We start from the raw sequence: 13,829 nt of genomic DNA on the forward strand, positions 1-13,829 counted from the left end.
CCTCGGCGGCATCACGATCGGCGATGGGGCGATCGTCGGCGCCGGCTCGGTGGTGACGCGGGACGTGCCGCCCGGCGCCACGGTTGCGGGAAATCCAGCCCGGCTGATCACGCCGCGCGTCTGATTTCAGAACATCGCCGCGCGTAAAGATTGGATTCAGCATTTTTTGGTAATTTTCCGTTAGCAATTCCTGTCAGGGGTTCTCGACGGCAAGGGGCGGCCGTCTTCGTTGTTTTGCGTACGGGTTATCAAATGCGTTTATCGGCTGTGCCAGCACTCCTCGTCACCTGCTTCGCCTTGGTGGGCTGCGCCTCGACATCCGGCCCGGAAGAGCTGGTGGCCGGCGTCGCGACGCAGGAGAAGACGGGCTCCGTCGACCTGCCCGCCGCCCCCGTTCCATCGGTCGGTGTAGGCAAGACCTCCCGGATCAGCCCACCGCAAACACCCCAGCGGCAGGCACCGCCACAGCAGGATATCGCCTGGACCGGTCCGATGCCGGAGCCGCAAGCCTTCGTGCGGGAAACGACGGTCGGCATGCCGCTTCCCGCCGAGCGACCGGTCGCCATGCTGATGCCCGACAGTCCGGAGGCGGAACCCGCCCCCCGCCGCGGGCGAATGCAGATCTACAGCCGCCAGTTCCGCGATGCCAAGCCGATCAACTTCGGCAGGATCTCGCCGAGAAGTTATGCCGTCCACGGCGTCGACGTGTCGCGCTGGCAGGGTGATATCGACTGGGCGAAGCTGAGGACGCAAGGGGCCAACTTCGCCTATATCAAGGCGACCGACGGCGGCGACCATCTCGATCCGATGTTCAAGACCAATTGGCGCCGGGCCAAGGAAGCCGGCATCAAGCGCGGCGCCTACCACTTCTTCTACTGGTGCCGCACCGCCGGCGAACAGGCCGACTGGTTCATTCGAAACGTGCCGCGCGATCCGGACGCACTGCCGCCGGTCATCGACGTCGAATGGAACGGCGAGTCGAACTGCAGGGCAAAACTTTCGCGCGCCCGGGTGCTCGACAAGATGCAGGTCTTCATGGACAAGCTGGAGCGCTATTACGGCCAGCGGCCGATCATCTACACGGCGCCGGATTTCTACGAGGACAACCTGTCGGGCGAGCTTCTCAACTATCCCTTCTGGCTGCGTGCCGTTGCGCAGCATCCCTCCAAGGTCTATCCGGGCCGCAAATGGCTGTTCTGGCAATATTCCGGCTCCGGCCTGTCGCACGGCGTCGCCGGCAAGATCGACCTCAACGTCTTCCATGGCTCGGAAGAGCAGTGGCACAGCTGGATCGGGCCGCGCACGACGCTGGCGCAGAACTGAGCACGACGGCAGGCGACCCCCTGAGCCCGGTTGACAGCTGTCAACTCATTGTTAACCACAACGGCCGAGCGCCCGTTCGAGGCTCCGGAATATCCTCGCGTCCTCCGACTGCGCCACGTTGAAGCGCAGGAAACTTCCGGCATTCTGGGAGAGGCTGAACGCGTTGCCGGGAGCGAGCACGATATTGTCGGCAAGGCAGGCGCGCGCCACATCCGCCGCCTCTATCCCGTTCGGAAGCCGGCACCAGAGAAACAGGCCTGCGCGCGGCTGAAGCCAGGGGGTGATGCCGAGCGTTGCGAGCCGGCCCGTCGTCGCGTCCATTGCCCGCGACAGCCGGACGCGCAGTTCTTCCAGATGTTTCCGGTAGCTGCCGTCGGTCAGCAGCAGCAAGACGAGCTCCGAGGACAACCGGCCCGCCGCGAAGCTGGTGGCGATCTTCAGGTCGACCAGACCTTCGATCCATTCCGGCCTGGCGGCGATAAAGCCGCAGCGGACCGAAGCCGACAGGGTCTTCGAAAAGCTGCCGATATGCACCACGCGGTCAAGGCCATCGAAGGCGGCAAGTCGCGGCGCCGGATCGTGTTCCAGGTCGGCGAAGATATCATCCTCGATGATCGTCAGGCCGGCGCGGTCGGCGAGTTTCAGCAGCCGGTGCGCCACGACCGGCGAAAGCGTGGCGCCGGTCGGATTGTGGATTGCCGAATTGGTGATGTAGAGCCGCGGCTTGTGCGCCTCGATCGCGTTTCCGAAAGCCTCGACATCCGGCCCGGCCGGCGTCATCGGCACGCCGACGACCTTTGCGCGATGCGCACGCAGCAGGGCATGGAAATTGAAATAACAGGGATCGTCGACCAGAACCGCATCGCCCGGCTCGATCAGGAAACGGCAGAGAAGGTCGATCGCCTGGGTGCCGGATTCAGTGAGGATGATCTGGTCCGGAGCGGCCGGTATGCCGTGTTCGCCCATTCGCCGGGAGAGGAGCTGCCGCAATTGCGGCGAGCCGAGCGGCGTGCCGTAGTCGGACAGGACCCGGTCCTCGCTGCGCGACAGGCTGCGCAAAGCCCTCCGGATCGCCGCCTCCGGCATCCAGGAGGACGGCAGCCAGCCACAGCCGGGCTTCAGCAGGTCACCCTCCTCCAGCGCCTGGCGTGACACCCAGAACGGATCGACAGCCCTGTCGAGCTTCGGGCCGATCTCGGACAGCGACAGCGGCGCCAGCGGGGTCGACACGTAGAAACCCGATCCGGGTCGCGAGCGGATCAGCCCCTCGGCGGCCAGCCGCTCATAGGCCTCCACCACCGTCGAGGCGGAGACATGCATCGCCTTGGCGAAAGCCCGCACCGAGGGAAGCCGCGCGCCGGGCACCAGTCCGCGCCCGGCGATGCGACTGCGGATCTCCGCCATGACGGCGCCGATACGCTGGCCACCGCCCTTCTGATCCGCCCTTGCATCCACCGTACTGCTCCGCAAACCATAACAGTTTCTGGAAATTGTATCGCATTGTCTCTGGCGCCGCCATGGCTTCCGGCCGATAGCGGGAAAATACCCAAGGAATGTCTGCGAGGAACGTCCAAGGGAGACGTTCAAGGGCGATGCTTCGCCAATACAGGAGACTTTCGATGAGCAACACGACAAGCGGCTGGATCAGCGGTTTTGTTGGCGTTCTGATCTTCAGCGGGTCGCTTCCCGCGACCCGCATTGCCGTTGCGGATTTCGATCCGCTGTTCCTGACCGTGGCCCGCGCCACGATCGCCGGGCTGCTCGCCATATGCCTGCTGCTGGCCTTTCGCGAAAGACGCCCGGCACGCTCCGATCTCCTGCCGCTCGCCATCGTCTCGCTCGGCGTCGTCATCGGCTTTCCGCTGTTGACGGCGCTGGCGCTGAAGCACATCACCTCGGCCCATTCCATCGTGTTCGTCGGCCTGCTGCCGCTGTCGACGGCGATCTTCGGGGTGCTCCGGGGCGGCGAGCGCCCGAAGGCCGTCTTCTGGCTGTTCTCCTGCCTCGGCAGCGCCATCGTCGCCGGTTTTGCGCTGTTTCAGGAAGAAGCCGCCTCGTCGGTCGGCGATCTCCTGATGCTCGGAGCGATCCTCGCCTGCGGGCTCGGTTATGCGGAAGGCGCCAGCCTGTCGCGCAAGCTCGGCGGCTGGCAGGTCATCTCCTGGGCGCTGGCGCTTTCCCTGCCTGTGATGCTGGCCCTGTCGATTGCCGTCATGCCGGTCTCCTTGCCCGATCTCGAGAGCACGTCCTGGTTCGGTCTTGCCTATGTGTCGCTGTTCAGCATGCTGATCGGCTTCATCTTCTGGTATCGCGGCCTGGCGCTCGGCGGCATTACCGGAGTGAGCCAGCTGCAGCTTCTGCAACCCTTTTTCGGCCTGGTCCTGGCCGCCGCCCTCCTCGGCGAAAAGGTCAATCTCGGCATGTTCGCAGCGACGCTTGCGGTGGTTGCCTGCGTGGCGGGCGCCAAGAGATTTGCGCGTTAATTCGGCACAGCCTGGATTTCCCGGTTCACGAAATCGGGAACCAAAGGCGTATCGAGGCATTATCCGGCTGCAGAAGGAGGAAGCAAGCATGACTTATGATCCCAATGACAGAAAGTTCGAGACCCGTGATCCGGACCTCCGGACCACTGAAGTTCGGAGCAGCAGTTCTTCGTGGGTACCGTGGGTGGCGGTGATCGCCGTCATTCTGGTCGGCGCATTCGTATGGTCGCAGATGGGCGGCTCCTCGACCGACCAGCAGACCACGTCTTCGACCAACCCGCCGGTAACCGACAACTCCAAGTCGTCTCCCGCACCGGCTCCGATGACCCCGGCAGCCCCGCCGGCTAACAATGCCACTCCGGCAACTCCGCCGGCTGGCGGCGCAACGGGCGGCACCGGCACACGGCCTTAAGCCTCCCGCACGAGAGATTATCAAAGCCGCCCGCGTTCGAAGCGGGCGGCTTTTCCGTTGGTGCAATTAAAATTCGACGTCGCCAGGCACCGCCTGCGGCCACCGCTGCAGCGCCTGCCGCCCGACCTCCGTCAGTCCGTAGACGCCCTTGTCGATCCGTTCGAACCAGCCATAATAATTGGCGCGCAGGATCGCGCCGGCAGTGGATGCCGCTTGCTTCAGGTCGCGCGGCCGAAGCGGGCCACCGCTCAGCGCCGAAGCACAGGCGAGCGCCTGCTGGCGATAGGCGGTCATCACCGGTACCTTCGTGCTGCCGCCGACGGCCGGATCGCCGCGGCGCTTGCGATGTTCCTTGACGAGCCGCGTGCGCCGTTTCGGATTGGTGCGCGGCATCGGCGACACCGAACTGACCAGTACGCTGACCTCGCCCTGATCGGAGACACCAAGCATGCCGATGCCCAGCCGGCGGCAGAGATCGCGATACCGCTTGTCCGCCTCCCGGCCCCGGCCCTTGGCGGAAATCCGCGCAGCGATCCAGACCTCGTCCGAAACACCTGCCCGGTCGACCGCCTGCAGGATCAGTTCGAGATTGAAGGTGAGCTTCAGCTCGCAGATCACCACAACCGGCGGATCCGCCTCGCTCAACCCCACCAGATCGCAGCCGCCCACTTCCCCCTTCACCTCGTATCCGAAGCTTTCGAGAAAGGTTTTGACGGGGAGATAAAGCGAAGTTTCCATGCGGTCCGGCGGCGGTGAATCAGTCTGTATACGATAGCACTACTCAGTGCGCCCAACCTGGCCGAAACGACGGCGCCGGTGAGCTTCCAGAATCTTGTCGCGGAGATGTGCAAAGAAGCGCGGTGGCAAAATTCCGAATTCGTAGCGAGCAGGTTTTGAACCGGGCACCGGCCTCAAGTCCGGGCCTGGCCAGATAAAATCGTTCGCTTCCGTCACCACGATCCAAGATGGGATATCGTCCAACCCCAGATGCGCCTTGAGTGCCACCGGGATTTCGACTGCATCGGCCGGATCGTGCGGAGGAGCGTGAGTGACCGGTACTACCGTCACCACTTCCCGACCTTCGATGACTTGGCGCGCCGCGACGATGGCACAGGGCCGGTTCTTGGCGCCCTCCTCAAGTCCGCGTCGACTTTCAACTGCCCAAAGATAAGAGTAACAAATAACGAGGCCTGGTCGCGGGACAGGAAGGCTCACGCTTTCCAGTCTTTCAGCAGATCATCGAGGTCTGCATGGTCGACGGACACGCTGCTGTTTGCGATGGCCTTCAGCGTATCTTCATCCAGATCTTCCACATTGCGAGCAATGCGGCCCTTGATCGCCAGATCGAAGAATTCTGCGGATACCAGGACCGTATGGGTCCGGCCGTTCTTGGTTATAGCAACGGGCGAGCGCTGGGCCGCATCCTGATAGCGGCCGACATTTTGCTGAAATTCGGTGGACGTAACTTTCATTTTATGGCTCCGTTTTATCCATTATAGATAAAACGGATATTCCTGCAATGCGGTTGAAAGGACCGACTATCAGTCCTGCGCGTTACATCATCCCCACCTGCGCCGCATGCAGCCGGGTATAAGCGCCGCTTTTGGCGATCAAGTCCTGGTGGGTGCCCTGTTCGAGGATGCCGTTGCCATCGATGACGACGATGCGGTCGGCGCCCTGGATCGTGGCGAGGCGGTGGGCGATGATCAGCGTCGTGCGGCCTTGCGAGAGCTCCGCAAGGGAACGCTGGATGGCGCGTTCCGTCTCGGTATCGAGCGCCGAGGTCGCCTCGTCGAGGATCAGGATCGGCGGGTTTTTGAGGAACATGCGGGCGATCGCGACGCGCTGCTTCTGGCCGCCCGAGAGTTTCACGCCGCGCTCGCCGATCACCGTGTCGAGCCCCTGCGGCAGACCGGCGAGCATTTCTTCCAGCCGCGCCTGCCGCGCCGCCTCGATAATATCCGTTTCGCTGGCGCCGAGGCGGCCATAGGCAATGTTCTCGCGGATCGTCCCGCCGAACAGAAAGACGTCCTGTTGGACGATGCCGATCTGCTGGCGCAACGATACTTTCGTCATCCTGCGGATGTCCATGCCGTCGATGGTGATGCTGCCGCCGCCGATCTCGTAGAATCGCGGCAGCAGCGAGCAGATCGTCGTCTTGCCCGCACCCGATGGCCCCACAAAGGCGATCGTTTCGCCCGCGCGGATCGCCAGGTTGACGTTTTCGAGCACCGGCTTGTCCGGGCTGTAACCGAAAGAGACGTTCTGATAGGCGATCTCGCCCTTCAGGTAATCGACGTCGACCGCGTCGGGCGCATCGGCGATATCCGGTTCGGTATCGATCAGTTCGGTGAAGCGGCGGAAACCGGCAATGCCCTTCGGATAGGTCTCGATCACCGAATTGATCTTCTCGACCGGCCGGAAGAACACGCCGACCAGCAGCAGGAAACCGATGAAGCCGCCGGCGGTCAGTTCGCCCGACAGCACGAAATAGGCGCCGGCGATCATCACCACCATCTGGGTCAGCCGCATGCTCATGTAGCTGAGCGAGCTGCTCGCCGCCATCAGCTTATAGGCATCGAGCTTGACGCGCCGATAGTTCTGATTGTCCTGTTCGAACAGTTTCCGTTCGTGTTGCTCGTTGGCGAAGGCCTGGACCACGCGGATGCCGCCGACATTCTCCTCGATGCGAGCATTGAAATCACCCACGCGCTGAAACAGCCTACGAAAATTATGGGTCATGCGGCCGCCGAAATGGCTGGTGACCCAGGCGGTCAGCGGCACCACGACGGCGGTGATCATCGCCAGCTGCGGGTTGACCGAGAACATCAGCGCGAGAGCGCCGGCAAAGGTCATGATGGCGATGAACAGGTCTTCCGGCCCGTGATGGGCGACCTCGCCGATCTCTTCGAGGTCCTTGGTGAGGCGCCCGACGATATGGCCCGTCTTCTGGTTGTCGAAATAGCTGAACGAGAGTTTCTGCAGGTGGTTGAAGGCGGCGCGGCGCATGTCCGTCTCGATATTGATGCCGAGCATGTGGCCCCAATAGGTAACGATCGCCATCAGGCCGGTATTGATCGCATAGATCACCAGCAGCGCCGCCGAGGCGAGCAGGATCAGCAGCCATTCCTGGCTTAGCAGAAGCCGGTCGACGAACAGCTTCACCGCCATCGGAAAACCCAGTTCCAGCACGCCGGAGATGATCGCGCAGCCGAAATCGAGGATGAAAAGGCCGCGATAGGGCCGGTAATATGAGAAAAAACGGCGGAACATCGGACACTCTGAAATCGATAGATGAGCAACAGGGGCAAGTTTTAGACCCGCTTAGCCGGGTTTGCCGGCAAGGTAAACCTCCGCTCTCCTGATCGCCCGGACAATGGATGCGGGATAGATATCAGGCGCGGCGGCTGCGCAACAACGTGCGGGCCGAGGTATGCGGTTCGGCGAGCTGATCTGCCTCCAGTGAAGCGAACAGCCAGTCGATGAAGACCCGCACGATCGGTGCCGAACGCATGGCCGGCCGGCAGGCGACGTAAAAGGCGTCGTTGGCCGGAACGCTGAGGTCGAAAGGCACGACCAGTTCGCCGCGGGCGATCAGCTTGCTGGCGGTGATCGTGTCGCCGAGCGCGATCCCCTGGCCGTGCAGCGCCGCTTCCGTCGAAAACCGGGCGTCGCCCATGAAATACTGCTGCCGGCGCGGCAGGTCGACGGCGTCGGCAGCGGAAAGCCAGGTGTTCCACTCACGCCCGTCCGCATCGCCATGCAGTAGGACGTGGTCTTCCAGATCGCGCATCGAACGCAGCGGCCGACTGTTGAGCAGGGTCGGGCTCGCAACCGGAAAGAGCTGCAGGTTGCTCCACAGCCGGGTCCAGGCATCCGGCCAGTTGCCGTCGCCGTAAAGGACGGCGACGTCGACATCCGAGGAATGCAGCACCGCCGGATCGTTGGAGGCGGCAAGCTTCAGCCTGACGCCCGGAAACTGCTCGGTGAAGGAATTGAGGCGCGGGACGATCCAGAAGGACAGCAGCGCCGGCACGCAGGTGATCGACAGCTCGCCTGATGTCGCCGGCCGCTTCATCAGCGCGGTGGCGGCGGCGATCTCGCCGAACGCCTGGCTGACGGCGGGCAGCAGCAGCGCACCCTCCGAGGTGAGCTTCAGGCGCTTGGCGCCGCGTTCGAACAGCGAGACCTGCAGCGAGCTTTCCAGCGCCTTGATCTGATGGCTGACCGCGCCGTGGGTGACGTTGAGCTCGCGGGCCGCTGCAGAAACCGAGCCGCGGCGGGCCGTGGCCTCGAAGGCGCGCAGCGGATTGAGGGGCGGCAGGCGGTTGCTCATCTTGATCCCGGACTGATCCTCGAATTGATCTTAAGTGTTAGTTTTTCTCACAGCTACTGCTAGAACAATCTCAATTGCTTTTCCACCCGCACCTGACGGATAATGATGAAAACAAGGGCGGTAAGCCCAGTGGAACAAAAATTAGGCTGCTCACAAGCGGCTGGCAGACAGGCGAGGCGATCATGACATTCGACGCGAAGAAGCTCGACGAATTGCGCGCAAAATATCTCGACAGCCGAGGTGGCGAGATTTTTGACCCGAAATTCAAAAAAGTCGGAGAGAAGATCTTCGACAAGGCCGGCACCCGCGTCGCGCCCTATGCGGGCATTCCCACGCTTCTCGATGCGCCCTACAGGCCGCTCGATGCGGAGAACCCCGATTTCGGCGACCTGCAGGTGGCGATGCTCGGCATGCCGATGGATCTTGGCGTCACCAACCGGCCGGGCTCGCGTTTCGGGCCTCGGGCATTGCGCACGATCGAGCGCGTCGGACCCTATAACCACGTGCTGGAATGCGCGCCGATCTATGAACTGAACGTCGCCGATATCGGCGACGTGGCCTTCCGCAGCCGCTATCGGCTGGAAATGAGCCATGACGATATCGAGAAGCGCGTGGGCCAGATCGTCGATGCCGGCGTGCTGCCGCTCTCGGTCGGCGGCGATCATTCGATCACCCATCCGATCCTGAAGGCGGTCGGCAAAAACGCGCCGGTCGGCATGATCCATATCGATGCCCATTGCGATACGAGCGGCTTTTTCGACGAGACCAAGTTCCACCACGGCGGCCCGTTCCGCAACGCGGTGCTCGACGGCGTGCTTGATCCGACCCGAACGATCCAGATCGGCATCCGGGGTGCGGCCGAATATCTCTGGGAGTTCTCCTACGAATCCGGCATGACGGTGATCCACGCGGAGGAAGTGACCGGCATGGGGCTGCCGGCGATCATCGAAAAGGCCAAGACAATCGTCGGCGATGGCCCGACCTATGTCTCCTTCGATATCGACAGCCTCGACCCGAGCTTTGCGCCCGGCACCGGCACGCCGGAGATCGGCGGGCTCACCACCCGTGAGGTGCTGGAACTCGTCCGCGGCCTCAAGGGCATCAACATCGTCGGCGGCGATGTGGTCGAGGTGGCACCGCAATATGACGCGACCAACAACACCGCCCATGCGGGCGCTCAGATATTGTTCGAAATCCTGAGCCTGATGGTCTTCAGCCCTTCCGTGAAGGGCCGCGCCTGACATAAACTGCTGACAACAAGGGAACTCGCCAGCCGGCAAAGCACCGGCAGGCCTAAAAAACAAAGGAGAACATCATGCGTGACATTCTGAACGCCAAACTCGGACGCCGTAGCGTGCTCGGTGCCGGTCTCGCCGGCGCCTCCATGCTGGCCATGCCCTCGGTGCTGCGCGCCCAGGACAAGTCGCTGAAGGTCGGCGTCTATGGCGGCTTCTTCAAGGATTCGTTCGACAAGAACATCTTCCCCGACTTCACCAAGGCGACCGGCATCGCGATCGAATCCGTCGCCGAGCCGACAGGCGAAGCCTGGCTGGTTCAGCTCGAACAGGCCGCCAAGGCGGGTGCGGCTCCGGCCGACGTCTCGATGATGTCGCAGGTGGCGATGCTGAAGGGCCAGACGACCAAACTCTGGGCGCCGCTCGACGCCGCCAAGCTGCCGAACTCCAAGAACCTCATTGAGAACTTCGTCAACAAATATCCGGACGGCAAGATCGCCGGCATCGGCGCCGTCTCCTGGTACATCACGCTGGTGACCAATACGCAGGCCTACAAGGAAGCCCCGACTTCCTGGGCTGCCCTGTGGGACAAGGCGAATGCCGACAAGCTCGGCCTCCTGGCACTCGTCTCCAACTCCTTCCTGCTTGAAGTGACCGCAAAAACCTTCATGGGCGGCACCAAGGCGCTCGATACCGACGAAGGCATCCTCAAGGCGCTCGAAAAGCTCTCGGAAGTGAAGCCGAACGTCCGCCTCTGGTATCGCGACGAGGCGCAGTTCGAACAGGCGCTGAAGTCGGGCGAAATCCCGATGGGCCAGTATTACCACGACGTCACCGGTCTTGCCGCCTCGCAAGGCAGCCCGGTCCGCTCGACCTTCCCCAAGGAAGGCGGCATCCAGGACAGTGGCTGCTGGGCGCTGTCGCGTGCCTCGAAGAAGACCGAGGAAGCCCACACGTTCATCAACTACATGTGCCAGCCGGCCATCCAGGCGACCCTGTCGCGCAAAGTCGGCACCTCGCCGACCGTCAAGCGCGACCTGCTCGACCTGACCGCCGCCGAATTCGCCTCGGTTTCCTCCGATATCGAGCCGATCATCCCGCGTTACGATCTCTACCAGACCAAGTCTGACTTCCTGAACCAGAAGTGGACGGAGATGATCGCAGGGTGATCACAGCCTCGCGTTCCAAGGCAGCCCCTCACCCTAGCCCTCTCCCCGCTTGCGGGGAGAGGGGACGTGCCCAACGCCCAAGTTTGCGATAGCCGAGACGGTGCGGCATATTCCTTCTCCCCGCGAGCGGGGAGAAGGTGGCGGCAGCCGGATGAGGGCACTAGCCCGTTAAGACACACGGAGACCGAATGTCCGGATTGAACCTCAGCCATGTGACGAAGCAGTTCGGCAACTTCACGGCCGTCAACGACGTGAGCCTTTCGGTTCCGGACGGCACGTTCGTCTGCCTGCTCGGGCCGTCCGGCTGCGGCAAGACCACGCTGATGCGGATGATCGCCGGCCTGGATCTTCCGACCAATGGCTCGATCGAGCTCGGCGGCGCCGATATCACCGCCGTGCCGACCCACAAGCGCGACCTCGGCATGGTCTTCCAGTCGCTGGCGCTTTTCCCGCACCTGACGGTCGGCGAGAACATCGCCTATTCTCTACGCATCCGCGGCACGCCCAAGGACGTGCAGAAGAAACGCGTCGACGAACTGCTCGCGATGATCCATCTGCCGGGCTTCGCCGACCGTTCCGTGGCAAAACTCTCCGGCGGCCAAAGGCAGCGCGTGGCGATCGCCAGAGCGCTCGCCATCTCGCCAAAGCTTTTCCTGCTCGATGAGCCGCTGTCGGCGCTCGACGCAAAACTGCGAGAGGCGATGCAGGTGGAACTGCGCCAGCTGCAGCAGCGCCTAGGCATCACCACCATCGTCGTCACCCATGACCAGCGCGAGGCGATGACCATGGCCGATACCGTCGTCGTCATGAACGGCGGCGAGATTCGCCAGGCGGCCGCTCCGGTCGATATCTACCGCCGCCCGGCCGACAGTTTCGTCGCCGACTTCATCGGCCAGACCAACCTCCTGCCCGTCGCCGCCGACAGTACAGGCCGCGCCAGCGTGCTCGGCGAAGTGATCGAGGGCATCACGCTCCCCGCCGGCGCGGCAAAAGGCATGCTGTCGGTGCGGCCGGAAGACGTGCAGCTCACCGCCCCCGGCCACGGCGCGATTGCCGGCACCGTCACCTTCATCCGCGATCTCGGCGGCGCCATCGAAACCTTCGTGGAGGCGGGCAGCACCCAGGTGATCGCGGTGTCTTCGCCGCGCAACCGGCCGGACGTCTCGGTCGGGCAGAGCGTCGGCATCAGGCTCGATCCGGCCACCAGCGTGGTGCTTGCCAGATGAGACGCGAACCGCCCCAGCGTCTTGCCGATTACGGGCCGCTCTTTTTCCCGGCGGGCATGCTGACCGTGTTCTTCGTGGTGCCGTTCGCCACGATGATCGCCGTGTCCTTTTTCCAGCGCGAACAGGGCGGGTTCTATACGCCCGCCTTCGTGTTCGACAACTACGCCCGTTTCCTCAGCATGTTCTTCGGCAAGGTTCTGGGTTTCTCGCTGTTTCTCGCCGTCGCGGTGGCGATAACCTGCGTGGTGATCGGCATTCCCTTCACCTATCTGCTCTCCCGGTCGGCGCGAAAAATCCAGGTTGTCTGGCTGGTGGCGCTCTTGTCCATCCTGTCGCTCTCCGAAGTGATGATCGGCTTTGCCTGGTCGACGCTGTTTTCGCGCACCGCCGGCGTCACCAACCTGTTCGTCTGGCTGGGGTTGATGGCGCAACCGCAGGCGCTGACCCCGAGTTTCGGCGCCGTCATGACCGCCATGACCTATCAAGCCTTCCCCTATACGGTCCTGGTCCTCTATCCGGCGCTGGTCCGCCTCGACCCGACACTGACCGAAGCCGCGCGCACGCTCGGCGCCTCACCGGTCAAGGCCTTCTTCACCGTCGTGGTGCCGGCGCTGCGCAACACCATTCTGGCGACGCTGATCATGGTCTTCATCTTCGCGCTCGGTTCGTACCTGCTGCCGCAGCTGCTCGGAAGGCCGCAGCACTGGACGCTGTCGGTGCTGATCACCGATCAGGCGATCTACCAGTCGAACATGCCGTTTGCCGCCGCCATGGCCGTTTTCCTCGTGCTCGTGTCGCTGGCGCTGGTTGGCCTGGCCCTTTACGCCGGACAGCAGAGGCAAGCGAAATGACAGCTCTCCGCCGCCTGTTCTTCTTCGTCGTCGGCCTGTTCCTGGCCCTGCCGCTGATCGTCGTCGCAGGCGTCTCGATCAATGCCCGCCAGACACTGGCCTTTCCGCCACAGGGCTTTTCGCTCTCCTGGTACGGCCAGATCTTCACCAATCCCGAATGGCGTAATGCGCTGGTCGCCTCACTGACCCTGGCTGCCTCCTCCGCGCTTCTGGCCCTGCTGATCGCCCTGCCGCTCGCCTGGTTCCTGTGGCGGCGGATCGCCCCCTGGGCCAACATCTTCCAGCTTCTCGGCGTGGCACCCTTCACCCTGCCGCCGGTCATCACCGCGCTCGGGCTCCTCACCTTCTGGGCGACCACCGGCTTCTACGGCCAGGCCTGGACGGCGGTGATCAGCCACGGCATCTTTTTCGTCACCCTGCCGCTGGTGACCTTGTCGCTCGGTTTTTCGGCGATCGATCGTTCGCTGGTGGAAGCGGCCGCCACCATGGGCGCCGACGACGGCAAGATCTTTCGCACCGTAGTGCTGCCGCTGATCCTGCCCTATCTCGTCTCCGGTTACGCCTTCGCCTTCGTTCTGTCGCTGAACGAATATATCGTCGCCTACATGACCGTCGGTTTCACCATGGAAACCCTGCCGATCAAGATCTTCAATGCGCTGCGCTACGGCTATACGCCGACCATGGCCGCCGTGACGGTGCTGTTCCTGGTCATCGCCGCAGTCGTCTTCGGTCTGGTGGCGCGCTTCGGCGACCTGCCCAAACTGCTCGGCGCCATGTCGGACGAGCGCTAAAGG

The 13,829-nt window shown here is 63.2% G+C and carries 14 protein-coding genes and 1 pseudogene; 9 read left to right on the plus strand and 6 right to left on the minus strand.

What is annotated here, in order from left to right; translation table 11 throughout:
- Positions 1 to 124 (plus strand): annotated as a pseudogene (locus MOV63_RS19215) (sugar O-acetyltransferase); the annotation flags it as partial.
- Between the two features lie 128 nt (positions 125 to 252).
- Positions 253 to 1,323 (plus strand): GH25 family lysozyme, encoded by a 1,071-nt coding sequence (locus MOV63_RS19220; RefSeq protein WP_247035901.1) that lies wholly within the window; start codon positions 253 to 255, stop codon positions 1,321 to 1,323.
- Positions 1,324 to 1,374: 51 nt separating this feature from the next.
- On the opposite strand, the gene MOV63_RS19225 is transcribed toward MOV63_RS19220, so the two are convergent.
- On the minus strand, positions 1,375 to 2,727 hold the full coding sequence (locus MOV63_RS19225) for a PLP-dependent aminotransferase family protein (RefSeq protein ID WP_247036006.1): 1,353 nt from the start codon (positions 2,725 to 2,727) through the stop codon (positions 1,375 to 1,377).
- Positions 2,728 to 2,942: 215 nt separating this feature from the next.
- Between MOV63_RS19225 and MOV63_RS19230 the strand changes: the two genes are divergently transcribed.
- The gene (locus MOV63_RS19230) at positions 2,943 to 3,806 is read left to right on the plus strand and encodes a DMT family transporter (RefSeq protein WP_247035903.1); all 864 of its coding nucleotides are present in this window, start codon (positions 2,943 to 2,945) and stop codon (positions 3,804 to 3,806) included.
- Between the two features lie 88 nt (positions 3,807 to 3,894).
- Positions 3,895 to 4,218, plus strand: a complete 324-nt coding sequence (locus MOV63_RS19235) for a hypothetical protein (RefSeq protein WP_247035905.1) — start codon at positions 3,895 to 3,897, stop codon at positions 4,216 to 4,218.
- Positions 4,219 to 4,284: 66 nt separating this feature from the next.
- On the opposite strand, the gene MOV63_RS19240 is transcribed toward MOV63_RS19235, so the two are convergent.
- From MOV63_RS19240 to MOV63_RS19260, 5 genes are all read right to left on the minus strand, one after another.
- Complete coding sequence (locus MOV63_RS19240; protein WP_247035907.1) at positions 4,285 to 4,956, minus strand: DUF2161 domain-containing phosphodiesterase; 672 nt, start codon at positions 4,954 to 4,956, stop codon at positions 4,285 to 4,287.
- A gap of 39 nt (positions 4,957 to 4,995) precedes the next feature.
- Positions 4,996 to 5,433, minus strand: coding sequence for a type II toxin-antitoxin system PemK/MazF family toxin (locus MOV63_RS19245; RefSeq protein WP_247035911.1), 438 nt, complete (start codon positions 5,431 to 5,433; stop codon positions 4,996 to 4,998).
- Positions 5,430 to 5,690, minus strand: coding sequence for a type II toxin-antitoxin system prevent-host-death family antitoxin (locus tag MOV63_RS19250; RefSeq protein ID WP_247035913.1), 261 nt, complete (start codon positions 5,688 to 5,690; stop codon positions 5,430 to 5,432). The genes MOV63_RS19245 and MOV63_RS19250 overlap by 4 nt, the downstream gene beginning before the upstream one ends.
- 82 nt (positions 5,691 to 5,772) lie before the next feature.
- Positions 5,773 to 7,491, minus strand: a complete 1,719-nt coding sequence (locus MOV63_RS19255; protein ID WP_247035916.1) for an ABC transporter ATP-binding protein — start codon at positions 7,489 to 7,491, stop codon at positions 5,773 to 5,775.
- Between the two features lie 121 nt (positions 7,492 to 7,612).
- The gene (locus MOV63_RS19260) at positions 7,613 to 8,554 is read right to left on the minus strand and encodes a LysR substrate-binding domain-containing protein (RefSeq protein ID WP_247035918.1); all 942 of its coding nucleotides are present in this window, start codon (positions 8,552 to 8,554) and stop codon (positions 7,613 to 7,615) included.
- Between the two features lie 182 nt (positions 8,555 to 8,736).
- Between MOV63_RS19260 and speB the strand changes: the two genes are divergently transcribed.
- The 5 genes from speB to MOV63_RS19285 all read left to right on the plus strand — a co-directional run bounded on the left by speB (position 8,737) and on the right by MOV63_RS19285 (position 13,826).
- Entirely contained in the window at positions 8,737 to 9,795 is a 1,059-nt protein-coding gene (speB, locus tag MOV63_RS19265) for an agmatinase (RefSeq protein ID WP_247035920.1), read from the plus strand.
- 74 nt (positions 9,796 to 9,869) lie between these two features.
- Positions 9,870 to 10,958 carry a PotD/PotF family extracellular solute-binding protein gene (locus MOV63_RS19270; RefSeq protein WP_041364026.1) on the plus strand — a complete coding sequence of 363 codons (1,089 nt, stop codon included), beginning with the start codon at positions 9,870 to 9,872 and terminating at the stop codon, positions 10,956 to 10,958.
- 188 nt (positions 10,959 to 11,146) lie between these two features.
- Complete coding sequence (locus MOV63_RS19275) at positions 11,147 to 12,184, plus strand: ABC transporter ATP-binding protein (RefSeq protein ID WP_247035923.1); 1,038 nt, start codon at positions 11,147 to 11,149, stop codon at positions 12,182 to 12,184.
- Positions 12,181 to 13,035, plus strand: coding sequence for an ABC transporter permease (locus tag MOV63_RS19280; RefSeq protein ID WP_247035925.1), 855 nt, complete (start codon positions 12,181 to 12,183; stop codon positions 13,033 to 13,035). Before MOV63_RS19275 ends, MOV63_RS19280 begins: the two co-directional genes overlap by 4 nt.
- Complete coding sequence (locus MOV63_RS19285) at positions 13,032 to 13,826, plus strand: ABC transporter permease (protein ID WP_247035927.1); 795 nt, start codon at positions 13,032 to 13,034, stop codon at positions 13,824 to 13,826. Before MOV63_RS19280 ends, MOV63_RS19285 begins: the two co-directional genes overlap by 4 nt.
- Positions 13,827 to 13,829 lie beyond the last annotated feature (3 nt).

The organism is Neorhizobium sp. SHOUNA12A (assembly GCF_023006505.1).
Classification (GTDB): Bacteria; Pseudomonadota; Alphaproteobacteria; order Rhizobiales; family Rhizobiaceae; genus Neorhizobium.

Bases quoted from the DNA above. Each gene is read 5' to 3' on its own strand.
- MOV63_RS19220 (WP_247035901.1), top strand. From the start codon at position 253: ATGCGTTTATCGGCTGTGCCAGCACTCCTCGTCACCTGCTTCGCCTTG.
- MOV63_RS19225 (WP_247036006.1), bottom strand. From the start codon at position 2,727: ATGGCGGAGATCCGCAGTCGCATCGCCGGGCGCGGACTGGTGCCCGGC.
- MOV63_RS19230 (WP_247035903.1), top strand. From the start codon at position 2,943: ATGAGCAACACGACAAGCGGCTGGATCAGCGGTTTTGTTGGCGTTCTG.
- MOV63_RS19235 (WP_247035905.1), top strand. From the start codon at position 3,895: ATGACTTATGATCCCAATGACAGAAAGTTCGAGACCCGTGATCCGGAC.
- MOV63_RS19240 (WP_247035907.1), bottom strand. From the start codon at position 4,956: ATGGAAACTTCGCTTTATCTCCCCGTCAAAACCTTTCTCGAAAGCTTC.
- MOV63_RS19250 (WP_247035913.1), bottom strand. From the start codon at position 5,690: ATGAAAGTTACGTCCACCGAATTTCAGCAAAATGTCGGCCGCTATCAG.
- MOV63_RS19255 (WP_247035916.1), bottom strand. From the start codon at position 7,491: ATGTTCCGCCGTTTTTTCTCATATTACCGGCCCTATCGCGGCCTTTTC.
- MOV63_RS19260 (WP_247035918.1), bottom strand. From the start codon at position 8,554: ATGAGCAACCGCCTGCCGCCCCTCAATCCGCTGCGCGCCTTCGAGGCC.
- speB (WP_247035920.1), top strand. From the start codon at position 8,737: ATGACATTCGACGCGAAGAAGCTCGACGAATTGCGCGCAAAATATCTC.
- MOV63_RS19270 (WP_041364026.1), top strand. From the start codon at position 9,870: ATGCGTGACATTCTGAACGCCAAACTCGGACGCCGTAGCGTGCTCGGT.
- MOV63_RS19275 (WP_247035923.1), top strand. From the start codon at position 11,147: ATGTCCGGATTGAACCTCAGCCATGTGACGAAGCAGTTCGGCAACTTC.
- MOV63_RS19280 (WP_247035925.1), top strand. From the start codon at position 12,181: ATGAGACGCGAACCGCCCCAGCGTCTTGCCGATTACGGGCCGCTCTTT.
- MOV63_RS19285 (WP_247035927.1), top strand. From the start codon at position 13,032: ATGACAGCTCTCCGCCGCCTGTTCTTCTTCGTCGTCGGCCTGTTCCTG.